The organism is Leptolyngbya sp. O-77 (assembly GCF_001548395.1).
Taxonomy (GTDB): Bacteria; Cyanobacteriota; Cyanobacteriia; order Elainellales; family Elainellaceae; genus Thermoleptolyngbya.
Map to the genome: position 1 here is coordinate 3,925,138 of NZ_AP017367.1, position 15,339 is coordinate 3,940,476.

General features: G+C 56.9%; 12 protein-coding genes and 2 pseudogenes. 9 read left to right on the top strand and 5 right to left on the bottom strand.

Annotated features, from left to right (window positions below; genetic code table 11):
* Positions 1-124: 124 nt before the first annotated feature.
* The 4 genes from nusB to O77CONTIG1_RS16635 form a co-directional block, all read right to left on the bottom strand.
* Entirely contained in the window at positions 125-802 is a 678-nt protein-coding gene (gene nusB, locus O77CONTIG1_RS16620) for a transcription antitermination factor NusB (RefSeq protein WP_068512745.1), read from the bottom strand.
* 60 nt (positions 803-862) lie between these two features.
* Positions 863-1,735 (bottom strand): DUF502 domain-containing protein, encoded by an 873-nt coding sequence (locus O77CONTIG1_RS16625; protein WP_084782768.1) that lies wholly within the window; start codon positions 1,733-1,735, stop codon positions 863-865.
* Positions 1,736-2,034: 299 nt separating this feature from the next.
* Positions 2,035-2,964, bottom strand: coding sequence for a glycosyltransferase family 2 protein (locus O77CONTIG1_RS16630; RefSeq protein WP_084782770.1), 930 nt, complete (start codon positions 2,962-2,964; stop codon positions 2,035-2,037).
* Between the two features lie 23 nt (positions 2,965-2,987).
* Positions 2,988-3,767: an HpsJ family protein gene (locus tag O77CONTIG1_RS16635; protein ID WP_068512747.1), complete on the bottom strand. Its 780-nt coding sequence runs from the start codon at positions 3,765-3,767 to the stop codon at positions 2,988-2,990.
* Between the two features lie 581 nt (positions 3,768-4,348).
* Between O77CONTIG1_RS16635 and pgl the strand changes: the two are divergent.
* The 3 genes and pseudogenes from pgl (at position 4,349) to O77CONTIG1_RS16650 (ending at position 7,549) form a co-directional block, all read left to right on the top strand.
* Positions 4,349-5,081 (top strand): annotated as a pseudogene (gene pgl, locus O77CONTIG1_RS16640) (6-phosphogluconolactonase).
* A gap of 651 nt (positions 5,082-5,732) precedes the next feature.
* A pseudogene (locus O77CONTIG1_RS28075) lies at positions 5,733-6,314 on the top strand (hypothetical protein).
* Complete coding sequence (locus O77CONTIG1_RS16650) at positions 6,314-7,549, top strand: ACT domain-containing protein (protein ID WP_317134128.1); 1,236 nt, start codon at positions 6,314-6,316, stop codon at positions 7,547-7,549. Before O77CONTIG1_RS28075 ends, O77CONTIG1_RS16650 begins: the two are co-directional and overlap by 1 nt.
* An 18-nt stretch (positions 7,550-7,567) precedes the next feature.
* Here O77CONTIG1_RS16650 and O77CONTIG1_RS16655 read toward each other — a convergent pair whose 3' ends face one another.
* On the bottom strand, positions 7,568-8,638 hold the full coding sequence (locus tag O77CONTIG1_RS16655) for an AI-2E family transporter (protein WP_286132367.1): 1,071 nt from the start codon (positions 8,636-8,638) through the stop codon (positions 7,568-7,570).
* A 244-nt stretch (positions 8,639-8,882) separates the two neighbouring features.
* Between O77CONTIG1_RS16655 and O77CONTIG1_RS16660 the strand changes: the two genes are divergently transcribed.
* The 6 genes from O77CONTIG1_RS16660 (at position 8,883) to O77CONTIG1_RS16685 (ending at position 15,146) form a co-directional block, all read left to right on the top strand.
* Entirely contained in the window at positions 8,883-10,073 is a 1,191-nt protein-coding gene (locus tag O77CONTIG1_RS16660) for a CobW family GTP-binding protein (RefSeq protein WP_068512754.1), read from the top strand.
* A gap of 454 nt (positions 10,074-10,527) precedes the next feature.
* Positions 10,528-11,628: a sulfate ABC transporter substrate-binding protein gene (locus tag O77CONTIG1_RS16665; RefSeq protein WP_068512758.1), complete on the top strand. Its 1,101-nt coding sequence runs from the start codon at positions 10,528-10,530 to the stop codon at positions 11,626-11,628.
* A 209-nt stretch (positions 11,629-11,837) separates the two neighbouring features.
* Complete coding sequence (locus O77CONTIG1_RS16670; RefSeq protein ID WP_068516724.1) at positions 11,838-12,920, top strand: sulfate ABC transporter substrate-binding protein; 1,083 nt, start codon at positions 11,838-11,840, stop codon at positions 12,918-12,920.
* A gap of 84 nt (positions 12,921-13,004) precedes the next feature.
* A complete protein-coding gene (gene cysT / locus O77CONTIG1_RS16675) occupies positions 13,005-13,865 on the top strand; it encodes a sulfate ABC transporter permease subunit CysT (RefSeq protein WP_068512759.1) in 861 nt (286 codons plus the stop codon).
* Entirely contained in the window at positions 13,855-14,736 is an 882-nt protein-coding gene (gene cysW, locus O77CONTIG1_RS16680) for a sulfate ABC transporter permease subunit CysW (protein WP_068512761.1), read from the top strand. The genes cysT and cysW overlap by 11 nt, the downstream gene beginning before the upstream one ends.
* 92 nt (positions 14,737-14,828) lie before the next feature.
* Positions 14,829-15,146 (top strand): NIL domain-containing protein, encoded by a 318-nt coding sequence (locus O77CONTIG1_RS16685; protein WP_084782772.1) that lies wholly within the window; start codon positions 14,829-14,831, stop codon positions 15,144-15,146.
* Positions 15,147-15,339: the final 193 nt, after the last annotated feature.

Below are 15,339 nucleotides of genomic sequence, written 5' to 3' on the forward strand. Positions count from 1 at the left end.
GGGCAAGGCTGAAAGTGCGGCCCATCAGGATGGCTGCTGGGAAAGTCTGATAGCGCCTTATACGGAGCCTTATCTAGAACATTTAGAACTGGAAAGCCTGGGCAGCGGATGATCTGAGGGGTCTTCAGGCTTTTTCGAGCTTGTCTTCAGGTTTGTCTTCGAGCTTGTCTTCGGGCTTGTTTTCGGGCTTGTCTTCGGGCTTTTCGACCACCCGCCGCAGCACGCCATTGATAAAGCGATGTCCGTCGTCGTCGCTATAGCGCTTGGCTAGCTCAACGGCTTCGTTAATGGCCACTTTGTCAGGAATGCCCATGTACTGAAACTCCGCCACGGCCAGCCGCAGAATATCGCGGTCGATCTGGGGAAGCCGATGAAGCTGCCAGTCTATCATTGCGGCGGAAATAATCTGGTCAATTTCGGCGCGGCGGATGCTGACGGTTTGCAGCAGCGCCAGGGTGTAGTCGCGCACCTCCTGATGGTTAGCGAGTTGCAAAATTTCCGGCAGTTCGACGGCGGTGCCAATCCGGTTGATGGCTGCCTGAGCTAGTTCCAGCGCTTCTTTCACCATGACGCGGGCGCTGTCCAGATCTTGGGCTTTGGTTTCACTGGCTAATAGGCGATCGCTCCCCCGCTCGACCTCGGCGGCGGCGGTTTCCAGCAGGTCGTGAACTTCGCCTGTCAGCGTCCGCACAGCGGCCAGGGCGACGGACTGAAGCTGTTGAGCCTCCAGTTTTTCGGGCTTGGAGGGAAGCTGGCTCATGCTCAGCAGCGCCAGTTCTCGCGCGATGCGTCGAGCTTGCATTTCGGGTTCTCAATCCTTAAAAAATTCGAGTGGAAACAGAGGGCCGGCTGGTGGAAAGGCTCAAGTTGGGTCGGATGGCAGTGGCATGGACTGACGCTTGGCTTCGGGGGAGGCGTTTTCAAACGGCGGCTCCATCAGTGGTTCATCCAAGACCAAATCGAGGGGACGGATGTCTTTGACCGCAGCAGGGCGATCGCCATAGCTGCTCGTTCCTAGGTTAGCAGGGTTCAGCCCGCCCGTCGCAAGGGTTCCCGTGGGCAGGTTTCCGGGTGGCAGTCCGCCTGCGGGCAGCGCACTGGCCAGGTTGGGGCCGACAATGCCGCCAGAGACAACCACCTTAAAGGCATCTTCTACCGACATTGCCAGGTTGATGACTTCGGTCTCTGGCACGACTGCATACCAGCCCGTCGTGGGGTTGGGGGTAGTGGGAATGAACAGGCTCAGCATCTTGCCCGACAGGGGGCCGGCGATATCGGCGGTGAATGCGCTGGTAACGAAGGCGATCGCCCACACGCCGCGTCGGGGATATTCCACCAGCACCACTCGCCGGAAACGGTCGTTCGTATCGCGCAGCAGCGTTTCCAGCAGTTGCTTCAGGGTCTTGTAGACTGCTCCTGCCAGCGGAATGGCTTGCAGCAGGCGCTCGCCCACGTCCAGCAGCCAGCGTCCAGCGATGTTGCGAGCCATCAGCCCAATCAGCAGAATCAGCGCCAGCGGCACCGTAAAACCCACCACCAGGTTCAGGAAATCGCCTAGAATCGGCGGAAAATCGTTGAATGGGTTGATTTGCTTAGGAATTCGCGTCAAAAAGGCGATCGCCCAACTGGCGATCGTAAACGACAGCCAGATCGTCGTAGCCAGCGGAATGACGACCAGTAGACCTGCGATCAGGTCGTTTTTCAAATCCTGTTTGAAGCGTTGAAGAACGGACAACCCAGTATCTCCCTGATAAACAAGCTGAGATAAACAAGCCCAGTGCGGATGAGCGGGTGAACAAGCGTCTGTAAAAAAGTATCTGAATCTACAATCTAGCAGGTTAAGGCGGGGTTATCAGTGCTGCCTCTAGGGGAGCCTATTTTAGGGGATTGCTCTGGGAGACTGCTGCCCTAGTTAGCAGGTTACTTTATTTGTACGATTTGTAAAGAATTATTTCAAGTTTCAGGGCTACATTTGCCGTTTCTCAGGGGAGATGCAGGAGCAGCGATCGCCCGTTCCAAGCGAGTTATACCGAGTTATATCCTTGGCGAAGGGCGATCGCCCGACTCGACTGCTTCCGGCTGCTGCATGGCTGCATCCACCCTAGATTTGGCGAATCCTGACTCAGCTTGCGGGGGGGCTGCCGCGTGCTGCAATTCCCACACCTTGAGCAAAATCAGGTATTCGTAAAAGGCTTGCAGAACGCACCAGGTAAACCCTGGCCCACCATCCCGCCAGCCCCCCAACCCAACGTACATATAGAGAAACCGCAGCAGCGGACGGCCGGGCAGGCGGTGAGAAAGGTCTTTTAGGGCGCGGCGACGCTCGACCTCCGAAGCACCCCAAAAGAGCGATCGCCAGTTGACGGTTCCCTGCTGCAACTGCCGCAGGGTTTCGGCCGCTTCGTCTGAGGAATAGCGGTTGTGCTTGTCAATCCAGCGGCTAAAGCCCTTGCTGCACGTGTAGTGGGGATAGGTTTCCTGCAAAAAGCCCGTGGGCCCGTTGCAGACCTCGCGCTCGGCGTGGCCGTAGTCGTCAAACCAGACCTTGCCGTGGCGCAGCAGCCGGAGCTGATAGCGGGGATACTGCGTGCTGCGGCGAATCCAGCGGTTCATAAACATGACCCGCTCCGCGACGTAGTAGCCCACCCGCTCGTCAGACTGAATCACCCGGCAGCACTCCTGAAACAGCGCCGGAGTCATCCGCTCATCTGCCTCCAGGATGTAAATCCAGGGATGCTTGGGCGGAATGGACTCTAGCATCCAGGTGCGCTGTTTGCCGTGGCTCTCGAAGGCATGCTGCACAATCCGAACGGGATGGCGCTCGGCAAATCCAGCGGCGATTTCTAAAGTGCGATCGCTACTACAGGAATCCACCACCACCACGTCGTCCGATAGCAGCGCCGACTCCAGACAGGCTGCGATGTCGATCTCTTCGTTGTAGGTGAGGATGTAAATCGAAAACATCAAGACGCTTCGCTGCAAAACCGCTAATCCAGCGATTTTAGCCCCGTCCAGCCAATAATGATGTAGCCCACGGCCAGCACCAGGCTGCCCAGCCCAATTCGCAGCCCCGACTTGATGGATTCTGTGCGAGCTGTGGATTGAGCATCTTCCTTGCGAGTGCGGATTTCAGTCTGTCCCCGCGAGCGGAGTTCTTGCACGCGCTCCTGCAAAAACGGCTCCAGCCGCTCTGGATTTTGCTTAAACTCCCGAATTTGGTTCGCCTGCTCCTGGTTAATCTGGTTTGCCCGCACCGCCTGCTCGATCTGCTCGTCGCTGGCGTTGAGCAGTTGAGCAATCTGGGCCCGCTGCTGCTGCAATGCGGTCGCCAGACTTTGATCTAGCCGTCCTTCGGCCTGCTCGGCTTCTTGGTTGATTTGCTCTTGGGCCGCCGCATTGTTGAGCCGCAGGTTGTTGAGATGTAGGGGGAACAGCAGCACATAAATGAGACCCAAAAGGCTGGCTAACAGTAGCGCCCAAAATCGCAGATCTCGCGTCCGCCCCGGTCGCCGCTCATCGAGCGTTCCGGTTGCATGGTCAATCCAATATCCTGCAAACAGCAGCGCTAACCCCACCAGCGGCACGATGCCCCGATCGACGAATTGGGTCGTAAAAGCAAGCTGCCATTGGCGATCGAGCAGTCGATAGGGAATCGGCAGAATAAAGAAGTCGATCAGCGCGGAGAGCGTGATAATGATTCCGACTGTTTTCAGAATGCGGGAAGCCAGCGGAGCAGTGATGCGGCCAGCAGGTTTAATCGATGTCATAACGGTAATTTCGATTTGTTGGGATTCACAAGATTAGGGGTGAACAAAAACAAACCCGCCCGCATCAGCCTATCGTGAGGGTTCACAGGTCGGTTTCATCGGTCGGTTTTACAGGTGAGTCTCACAGGTGAATTTTACAGGTCGGTTCATACAGGTCGGTTCATACAAGACACAGGTAAATCAGCCGTTGCAGTTTCGCGCTTGTCATTCTCAAACTGGCCATTCTCGGAATCTTTAGGGATAGCGATATTCAGCGACTTTCAGCGACATTTAGAGACAAAGACAAGGTTGATCGCGTTGCTCAGAGACAGCGACCCGCTGGAGACGGCAGTTACTTAAAGAGACGGCATCTCAGAGACGGCATTGGACAAGCGCGATCGCGCTTGAGGATCGAACTTCGTCAAAGCTTGGGAAAGCGAAGCCTTAGGAAAAATGAGATGCTTTTGCACAGGTGTCCATCGGTCAATTAAACACCAAACAGGATGCAAGTCTGAAAAAAAATAGCGGTTCTATCGTGCTTTTCGACTTGTGCCGATACGCTTGTCGGAGTGGTGACATGCTGTGGTGTAAGTGAGGGACGCATGACTCAACAGGTAACTCGACAGGTTGAAGTATTGCCAGACGTGGCAGGCATTGTGAATCGGGCGCTGGCGCTAATTTTGGAGCGGGCCGAAGCGGCGATCGCCCAGCGGGGAACCTTCTCGATTGCGCTGTCGGGCGGCAGCACGCCCAAGCCGCTATACGAGGCGATCGCCCAGCAGCCCCTCCCGTGGGACAAAATCCAGGTCTTTTGGGGCGACGAGCGCTACGTCCCGCCCGACCATCCCGACAGCAACGAAGGCATGGCCCGCCGCGCTTGGCTCGACCAGGTGCCCATTCCCGCTGCAAATATCCACCCAATGGACACAACGCCTGCCGACCCAGCCGTCGCCGCCGACCTCTATGAACAGCATTTGCAGCGGGTCTTTCAGCTTGCACCCGGAGACTTTCCCACGTTAGACGTGGTGCTGCTGGGCATCGGCGACGACGGCCACACCGCCTCGCTGTTTCCCCACACCGATGCGCTCACAGTGGGCGATCGCCTGATCACCGTTGGCAACAAAGACGGCCAGCCCCCGCATCACCTTCACCGCCCCCCTGATCAACCATGCCCGCTGCGTCATCTTCCTCGTCGCCGGAGCCAACAAACGCCCCGCCCTCACCCAAATCTTCGCCCCCCAAGGCGATGCTGACACCTACCCCGCCCGCCTGATCCAACCCGCAGGCGAACTCTGGTGGCTGCTCGACCAAACCGCCAGCGTCCCCGTCCCCTAGGGGCTGTCATCAATTGTCTGCTCAACATCAGGTTTCTTAGAAGGTTCAGCCCCTAGCCTAGTTTGCTTAGGCAAGCGCGAGACTGCTGACCCCTTAAGGTTTCTGAGCTTAATTGATGACGCGCCCTAAGTAGCAGCGCCAAGAGGATCTTTCCGCACAGTCGCTTTTTAGCACAGTCGCTTTTTAACACAGTCGCTCAGTGCAGTCGCTTTTTAGCACAGTCGCTCAGTGCAGTCGCTTTTTAGCACAGTTGCTTTTTAGCACAGTCGCTTTTTAACACAGTCGCTCAGTGCAGTCGCTCGGTGCAGTCGCTAATTGAGGCCCATGCAATGCGAAGCGGCCTTCGGGACTCACCAAAACGCCCTTAGGAGGGGGTGTGGGGGGACGCTTCGTCCCCTGCAAAAGGGGGTTTGGGGGATATCCCCCAAGGCTGCTGACTCGGAACTCAGAACCCCTGCAAAGCCAGCGCCATTTCTGAGAGACATTTCAAAGTTTAATAACAAGCCGCCCATCAACCCCGCCATCCTCTTACCCGTAGTCCCTCTCGTCTGATACCTTTGATGGGGTAAATACATTTGCGCCTTCTGTGATTTCTGGCCCATCAGCTTCATCCGCGTCGGGGATCACAGAGCGGGCGGTGCAGCGAGGGCTATGACGTTAATCGTTCAGAAATACGGCGGGACATCAGTTGGCACAGTCGAGCGGATTCAGGCAGTCGCGCAGCGCGTGATGCAGACTGTCCAAGCGGGGAACTCGGTCGTAGTAGTGGTGTCTGCAATGGGCAAACCACCGACGGACTGATCAAGCTGGCATCGGGAAATCTCCAGCAACCCCAGCCGCCGCGAAATGGATATGCTGCTATCCACGGGTGAACAAGTGTCCATCGCCCTCCTCAGCATGGCGCTTCAGGAACTCGGCCAACCCGCCATCTCCCTCACAGGCGCACAGGTCGGCATCGTTACCGAGTCAATCCACTCCCGCGCCCGCATCCTGCGAATCGAAACCGATCGCCTGGAACGGCATTTACAAAAGGGCGAAGTCGTCGTCGTAGCAGGCTTTCAGGGCATCACCGATAGCGAAGACCTGGAAATCACCACGCTAGGGCGCGGCGGCTCCGACACCTCCGCCGTGGCGCTAGCGGCTGCCCTGCGGGCCGATGCCTGCGAAATCTACACCGACGTACCGGGTATCCTGACCGCCCGACCCTCGCCTGGTGCCCCGATGCCAAACTGATGGACGAAATCACCAGCGACGAAATGCTGGAACTGGCCAGCCTGGGGGCAAAGGTGCTGCATCCCCGCTCAGTAGAGATTGCCCGCAACTACGGCGTGATGCTGGTGGTACGCTCTAGCTGGACGGATGATCCGGGCACCCGTGTCATTTCGCCCCTGCCCCAGCCGCGATCGCTCGAAGGGCTGGAAATCGCCCATCCCGTCGATGCCGTCGAGTTCGACACCGACCAGGCCAAAGTCGCTCTGCTGCGCGTGCCCGATCGCCCTGGCATCGCCGCCCGCCTGTTTGGCGAAATCGCCTCCCAGGATTTGGACGTAGATCTGATTATCCAGTCGATTCATGAAGGCAACAGCAATGACATCGCCTTCACCGTCACCCGCAACTCGCTGAATCGAGCCGAGGCCGTGGCAGCGGCGATCGCCCCGGCCCTGCGCTACGACCCGTCGCCCACCTCCGGCGAAGCCGAAGTGATGGTGGAGCGCGACATGGCTAAGGTCAGCATTTCTGGCGCGGGCATGATCGGTCGCCCCGGCGTGGCAGCGCAAATGTTTGAAACGCTAGCAGCGGCAGGCGTGAATATTGAAATGATTTCCACCTCCGAGGTGCAGGTGAGTTGCGCTATTCGGGCTGAAGACTGCGATCGCGCCATAACTGCTCTGTGCAGCACCTTCGAGGTCACGTCTTCGCCCGTCCACCAGGCGCAAAAATCCCTTGCCTATGCCGATGCGCCACCCGTGCGCGGAGCCGCCCTCGACCGCAACCAGGCGCAGCTTGCGATTCGCCATGTGCCCGATCGCCCTGGCATGGCCGCCCGCCTGTTCCGCCTGCTAGCCGATCACAACATCAGCGTAGACATGATCATTCAATCCCAGCGCTGTCGCCTAGTCAACGGCATGGTGACGCGGGATATCGCCTTTACTGTGGCAAAGGGCGACGTAGATGCAGCAAAAGCGGCCTTGGAAGCAGCCGCCCCCGACTTGGGCTGTGGGGAAATTGTGGTAAACCAGGCGATCGCCAAAGTCAGCATTGTCGGCATGGGCATGGTGGGTCGCCCCGGCATCGCCGCCCGTATGTTTGAGTCGCTGTCGCAGGAGCAGATCAACATCCAGATGATCGCCACGTCGGAGATCAAGATTAGCTGCGTCGTGTCAGAAGAAGACGGTATTCGCGCCCTGCAAGCGGTTCACGCCGCATTCGGGCTAGCGGGGACAGAGCGGGTAGAAGTGCCCGCATGATGGCTGCCAAGGATTCTGCTACTCGTGTTTGGCTCGTAGCGCCTCCACATCAAATAGGCTAATCAATACCCCCGCCCCTGGAATCGCCAAAAATAGACCCAGCAGCCCCGCCACGCGCACCCCCACCAGCAGCGCCAGGAACATCACCACCGGGTTCATGTTGATCGATCCCTGCATGATCTTGGGCATGAGCAAGTTTTCCTCCACCTGTTGCAGCAGCACGCAGCAGACCAGGATCAGCAAGCTCAGCCAGATACCCTGGGGCAGGAGGATGAGGCAGATGAGGCTGATACCCAGGGTTGCGCCGATGCCAGGGATCAGATCAAAAAATCCGGCGATCGCCGCCAGCAGCAGCGCATAGGGCGCACCCACCAGCAGAAAAATAATCAGACAAGACAGCGCAAAAAACAGCGACAGCAAAAACCGTCCCCAAAAAAAGCCCAGCAGATTTTGCTGCACGGCTTCAGTGAGGCGCGGTTGCAGCGAGTCAGGAAAGCATTGCAGCACCCAACCCCAGAGGCGATCGCCATCCAGCAGCATAAAAAAGCTGACGATGCCAATCAGCAGCAGATCCAGCAATCGTTGCAGCAGCACTTGCAGCCCAATGAGGGACGTTTTCGCTGCCTCGATGGTTTGAGATTGCAGCAAATCCTCCAATGCAGAGAAATCTGCCTGGAGATTGAACCGCCGCAAAAACTCTTCGATCTGCTCCAGCGAGTTTAGCAGCACCGCCGCAATGCCCGGAGCCTGAGCCAAAAGCGCCTGCCCCTGCGCCAGCATGGCCGAGCCAATCGTAAACACAAACCCCGCCAGCAACAGTAGACTTAGGAAAAACACGGCCACCGCCGCCGCCGGGCGAGGCAGCCAGCGCTGGAGCCATCGCATGGGATAGCTGAGCAAAAACGCCAGGATTGCCGCGAAGGTGAAGATGACAATCACCGACGAAAAATAGGCAAGCACCTGGGCGATCGCCCAGCCCAGCAGCACCAGCAACAGATAGCGCAGTAGTCGAGCATTGTTTAACTGCGCCCACAGCGGCTGCATTGGCTGATCGTCCCGATTCACGGCAGTCCCACCCTCCCTATCCATAGCGCAGTCGAATTGTGGAGAAATCGGCAATAATAGAGTTTGCAATTGCGCCCTGAAATCTCGCGCACCAGCCTCTACGATTGAAATAGTTGAGACAGGATATTTGAGATGGAAATCGTCTCTCGCTGAAATCCCGCTCAGTCTAGCAGCATACGGCAGGCTCCAGGCTCAGGGCGATATTCCTTCCGAGCGACATTTTCTCCATTTTCCGACCCATCCTCGTTCCCCCTCTCCCCATCACGCTATGCAAACTGCTGACACGCCGCAAGCGATCGCCCGCATGGACGACACCAAGCAGGGTCTCCCAGTCACCATCATCACGGGCTTTTTGGGTAGCGGCAAAACCACTCTCCTGAACCACATTCTGACCAATCAGCAGGGACTAAAAACCGCTGTGCTGGTCAACGAGTTTGGCGAAATTGGCATCGACAACGAGCTGATCGTCGCCACCGACGGCGACGACAGCATGGTGGAACTGAGCAACGGCTGCATCTGCTGCACCATTAATAATGACCTGCTAGAAGCGGTCTACAAAATCCTGGAGCGGCAAGACAAGATTGACTACCTAGTGGTGGAAACTACCGGGCTGGCCGATCCACTGCCTGTCGCCCCTCACCTTTTTGGGAACACAGAACTGCGCGACCTGACCCGACTCGACTCGATTGTGACGGTGGTGGATGCGGCAAACTACAGCCTGGATCTGTTCAACAGCGACGCTGCCCATAACCAAATTGCCTACGGCGACATCATCCTGCTCAACAAGTGCGATCTGGTCGATGAAGCTGATCTGGACGCGCTAGAAATCAAGATTCGCGATGTTAAAGAAGGCGCACGGATTCTCCGCACAGTCAATTCGCAGGTGCCGCTGCCGCTGATCCTCAGCGTCGGCCTGTTCGAGTCGGCTCAATACTTCAAGCCCGAAGAGAAGAATCACGATCACGATCACGCGCACGATCACGCGCACGCGCATGACCACGCACCTGACCACGCGCACGATCATCATGCCCATGATGATCATCACGATCATTCAGCCTGCGATCATGACCACGGGCATTGCGCCCACGATCATGACCACGATCACCACCATCACCACCACCACCACTCCAATCACCTGGAGGTGGATGGCTTTACCTCGGTGTCGTTTCAGAGCGATCGCCCCTTTGCCATCAAGCGCTTCCAGCATTTCCTCGACAACCAGATGCCCGCTAACGTGTTTCGCGCCAAGGGCATCCTCTGGTTTGACGAAAGCCCCAAGCGCCACATCTTTCACCTCAGCGGCAAGCGCTTTACGCTGGACGACAGCGAGTGGAAAGGAAAGCCCAAAAACCAGCTTGTGCTGATCGGGCAAAACCTGGATCGTGAAACGCTGCTGGAGCAAATCGAGGCTTGTGTCTGCTTGCCGACCGCATCTCGTGGGCGCGGCTTTGGCAAATAGTTAGATTTTGACCATCTTGGGCTAGGGCGCGTCATCAATTAAGCTCAGAAGCCTTAAGGAATCAGCAGTATCGCGCCCGTTCAAACAAATCGGGCTAGAGGCTGAACCTCCCAAGGAACCAGATGCTGGGTAGGCAATTGATGACAGCCCCTAGCGCAGCCGCGCAAAACCCAAACCCGCAGCCAAACCCAAGCAGGCGATCGCCCATCAATCGAAAATCCGTTTAGGCGGGCAGATATCGGAGAACTCCGCATCTGCCCGTTTTTGCATCTCTATTGCCGCGCTCTAAAAGTCTCGTATCTCGATCTAAAAACCGTAGATTAAAAACTGAATTCTATTGTATGATGACTTCTCATGAGGTAAAAGCCTATATTCCGACCAGTAAACCGTAGATTAATTGTCTGCCACTGTTCACTATTTCCTTTATCAGGAACTATCACTCAAGGAGAATCCGATGGTTGCAAACTTTGGACTGCGATCGCCCAAAAAATTTCTCGCGCTTGCGGCTACAGGACTCAGCCTCAGCATGGCGATCGCCGCTTGCAGCCCCAGCAGCCCAGACACCGCCAGCACCACCACTAGCCCCGCCGCCGGAGAAAGCCCCGCCGCCGTCGCTAGCGGCGAAAAAGTCGAGATCACGCTCGTCTCTTACGCCGTCACCCAGGCTGCCTACGAAAAAATCATTCCCCAGTTCGTTGAAAAATGGAAAGCCGAAACGGGGCAAGATGTCGTGATTAATCAAAGCTATGCTGGCTCTGGAACCCAGGCCCGCGCTGTGATTGACGGTTTAGAAGCAGATGTGGTGGCCCTGGCTCTGGCCCTCGACACCAAGAAAATCGAAGAAGCCGGACTGATTGAAGCGGGCTGGGAAAAAGAGTTGCCCAACGACTCCATCGTTCACAAATCGGTGGCTGTGCTGGTGACCCGCGAAGGCAACCCCAAGGGCATTCAGGACTGGAGCGACCTGGCCAGAGACGACGTAAGAATCGTCACCGCCAACCCCAAAACCTCTGGTGGGGCCCGCTGGAACTTCCTTGGCGCGTGGGGTTCGGTAACGCAGAACGGCGGCACGGATGAGCAAGCGCTGGAGCTAGCTACCAAGCTTTATCAAAACACACCAATTTTGGCGAAAGATGCCCGTGAATCGACCGATATCTTCTTTAGCCAGAAGCAGGGCGACGTGCTGATCAACTACGAAAACGAGGTGCTGCTGGCGAAGCTGAAAGGCGACGTGCTGCCCTATGTCGTGCCCAAGACCAATATCTCGATCGACAACCCCGTAACGGTGGTGGATGCCATTGTCGATAAGCGCGGCACGCGAGAAGTAGCCGAAGCCTTTGTGCAGTTCCTCTTCACGCCCGAAGCCCAGGAAGAGTTTGCCAAAGTCGGCTTCCGCCCGTCGGATCAGACAGTGGCAGCTAAGTATGCCGACCAGTTTGGCGCAGTGGATAAGCTGTTTACCGTGGCGGATTTTGGCGGCTGGGACGATATTCAGGCCAAGTTCTTTGACGACGGTGCCGTGTTTGATCAGATTCAGTCCAAACTGGGTAAATAATCGCCACAGGTTGGGCAAAGGAGCGCGTTCTTGCGATCGCAGTCCGGCATCAATCGATGACATCTGCTGAGAACGATATTCTCGAATCCCTTAATCTTGACAGGGAAACCGTAGATTAGTCAGTGCTTCTAGTGTATGATGGCTCTCCAGGCAGCTTGAAAGCAGCCATGCTTTTTCGCCTGATATTGCATCAAACGCTGGAGAAGTCGATGTTTGCCCATTTTGGACTGCGATCGCTCAAACGGTTCCTTGCGCTGGTAGTAGCTGGAGTTGGGCTGGCAGTGGCGATCGCCGCTTGCAGTTCCAGCCGTCCGCCCGTCGCTCTGGATGGGCAAGCCCCAAACGGCAGCATGGTCCCTGCTAGAACCGATATTTGCCTGGTGTCCTTTGCGGTCACGCAATCTGCGTATGAAAAAATCATCCCCATGTTTGCCGCAAGGTGGAAAGCCGAGACAGGGCAAGAGGTGGTGGTTTACCAGAGCTACGGCGGCTCTGGCCCCCAAGCGAGAGCCGTCATCGAAGGGTTAGAAGCCGATGTTGTTGCGCTGGCAATGGCGCTCGATGTCGAAAAGATCCAAAAGGCTGGATTGATTCAACCCGGCTGGAAACAGGAACTGCCCAACGGCTCTATCGCCCACCGCTCGGTGGCAGCGCTGGTGACTCGCGAAGGCAACCCCAAAAATATCCGCGACTGGCGCGATCTAACCCAGGACGGCGTGCGGGTCGTCACGGCAAACCCCAAGACCTCCGGCGGGGCCCGCTGGAACTTCCTTGGCGCGTGGGGTTCGGTAACGCAGAACGGCGGCACCGAAGACGAGGCATTGACCCTGGTGACCCGATTGTTTCAAAACACGCCCGTTTTGGCGCGAGATGCCCGCGAGTCTACCGATGCCTTTTTCAAGCAGGGTCAGGGGGATGTCTTGATCAATTATGAAAATGAAATTTTGCTAGCGGGGCAGCGAGGTGAAACCATGCCTTTTGTCGTTCCCAGAACCAATATTTCAATTGACAATCCTGTGGCGGTGGTGGATGCCATTGTCGATAAGCGAGGAACCAGAGCCGTAGCGGAGGCCTTCGCCCAATTTCTGTTTACGCCGGAAGCGCAGGCAGAGTTCGCGAAGGTGGGATTCCGCCCGGTTGATCCGGCGATCGCCACTCAGTATGCCACCCAGTTTGGCAAGGTTGACACGCTGTTTACGGTGGATGATCTGGGCGGCTGGGACGAAATCCAACGCAAGTTTTTTGAGGATGGCGCGGTGTTCGACCAAATCCAGGCCAGTCTGGGCAAGTAATGATTCATCCGTTATGAATCCGCCAGTGTTAGCGGATCTTTTCCGAATCGTTGTCAAAATTTCGCTCCCTAACCATTACGCTTCATGGCTACTTCCCCTGTAACGACTACATCTATCAAGAGCGATCGCTCTTTTTGGTATCGCCTCACCCATTTGTCCTGGCCCTGGCGCGTGACGTGGGTCTATCTATCGGTGATGCTGTTCGTACCCGTGATCGCCATGCTGCTGAAAGCCAGCACGGTCGGCCCGGCAGAGTTTTGGCGCATCGCCACCAGTGAGATTGCCCTGTCTACCTACAGCGTCACCTTTGGCACGTCCCTGGCAGCGGCCCTGCTGAACGGCGTATTTGGCACGATCATCGCCTGGGTGTTTGTGCGCTACGACTTTCCTGGCAAGAGAATCATCGACGCAGCAGTTGATTTGCCCTTTGCCTTGCCGACCGCAGTCGCTGGGCTGACGCTGGCCACGGTCTACAGTGAGGCGGGCTGGCTCGGCTCTCTGTTTGCGCCCTTTGGCATCAAAATTGCCTTTACTCGTCTGGGCGTGTTTGTAGCGATGGTGTTTATCTCGCTGCCGTTTGTGGTGCGGACGCTCCAGCCCGTGCTGCAAGAAATGGAAAAAGAAGTCGAAGAGGCTGCCTGGTGTCTGGGCGCGTCGTCCTGGCAGACTTTTTGGCGGGTGCTGCTGCCACCGCTGCTGCCAGCGATTTTGACCGGTGTGGCGCTGGGCTTTTCGCGGGCAGTGGGCGAATATGGCTCGACGGTCATCGTGGCGGGCAACGTGCCGTTTCAAGACTTGATTGCGCCGGTGCTGGTGTTTCAACGGCTAGAGCAATATGACTACGCCGGAGCGACAGTGATTGGCACGGTGCTGCTGCTGATTTCGCTGCTGATGCTGTTGGTGATTAACGTGCTGCAAGCCTGGGGGAGACGCTATGACGACTGATGCAGAATTGTTTAACGTGCCAGAGTCTTCATCGGGACGCAGAGCCGCACCTCGCAGCCGGGGCGCGTGGGTCAAGTGGGTGCTGATCGGCGTTTCGGTGCTGTATTTGACGCTGATTTTGTTTATTCCGGCGCTGAATGTGTTTGTGCAGGCGTTTAAAGACGGAGTTGGCCCGTTTTTCTCGAACCTGACTTCTCCAACGTTTTTGAATGCAGTCAAGCTGACGCTGCTGATTACGGCGATCGCCCTCCCAATTAACACCATCTTCGGACTCTGCGCCGCCTGGGTGATTGCGCGTCACCAGTTCCCCGGTCGCACGCTGCTGCTCAGCATTATCGATATTCCTTTTGCGGTGTCGCCTGTGGTGGCAGGCTTGATGATTGTGCTGCTATACGGACGAAACGGCTGGTTTGGCCCGTGGCTCCAGTCCAACGACATCAAGATTATCTTTGCGGTGCCGGGGATGGTGCTGGCGACGATGTTTGTAACGATGCCGTTTGTGGCACGGGAGGTGATTCCGGTGCTGGAGGAAGCGGGCACCGACCAGGAAGAAGCGGCGAAGACCCTGGGTGCCAGCGACTGGCAAACCTTTTGGCGAGTGACGCTGCCGAATATCCGCTGGGGCCTGCTATACGGTTTGATTCTCACCAATGCGCGGGCGATGGGCGAGTTTGGCGCGGTGTCGGTGGTGTCGGGCAATATCATTGGCAAGACCCAAACCCTGCCGCTCTATGTGGAAGAGGCCTATAAGCAGTACAAAACGCCGGAAGCCTACTCCGCAGCCGTCTTGCTGGCGTTTTTAGCCGTAATTACGCTGGTGCTAAAGGAACTTGTGGAGCGCAAAACGCGCATTAAAGACGTTGAAGAGTAGCGCCTGTGCTGTGGAATAGCGCTGAACAGTCTCGCTCTGTGGTTTTGAATCCGCTGCTCGTCAGACCTCATCGAACTATAGGAGATTTAGCCATGACTGTGCCCACGACCTCGATCGCCCATTCCGACGGAGACGACCTGGATCACGGGGGCGATCGCCCCACCCAGACCCGTATCCGCGTCCGCATTCCCAAGCAGTATCACGAAGAACCCGTCATTTCCCGGCTAGTTTCCAAGCACGGGCTGACGGTAAACATTCTGGCGGCGCTGCTGGGTGCAAACGCCCGCGACGACGGCTGGTTTGACCTGGAGCTGCGCGGCCCCGCCCAGAACATTCAAAGCGCCCTGATCGACCTGAACGATCTAGATCTGGAAATCTGGCAGGGGGGCGATCGCCCCGACGGTTGGTAATCGCGATTTTGGATTTGTGATTTTGGATTTGTGATTTTTTGCTAGGCGAGCGTCTGCAAGACTGCTAGCAATATCACTTGCAGCATCGACAGCAGCATCGACAGCAGCATCGACAACTGATAGATAAGTCGTCAAGAGTGCAACACAAAAAACAGCCAGCCCTACAGCAGGCTGGCTGGGTTCGCTGTGTTGG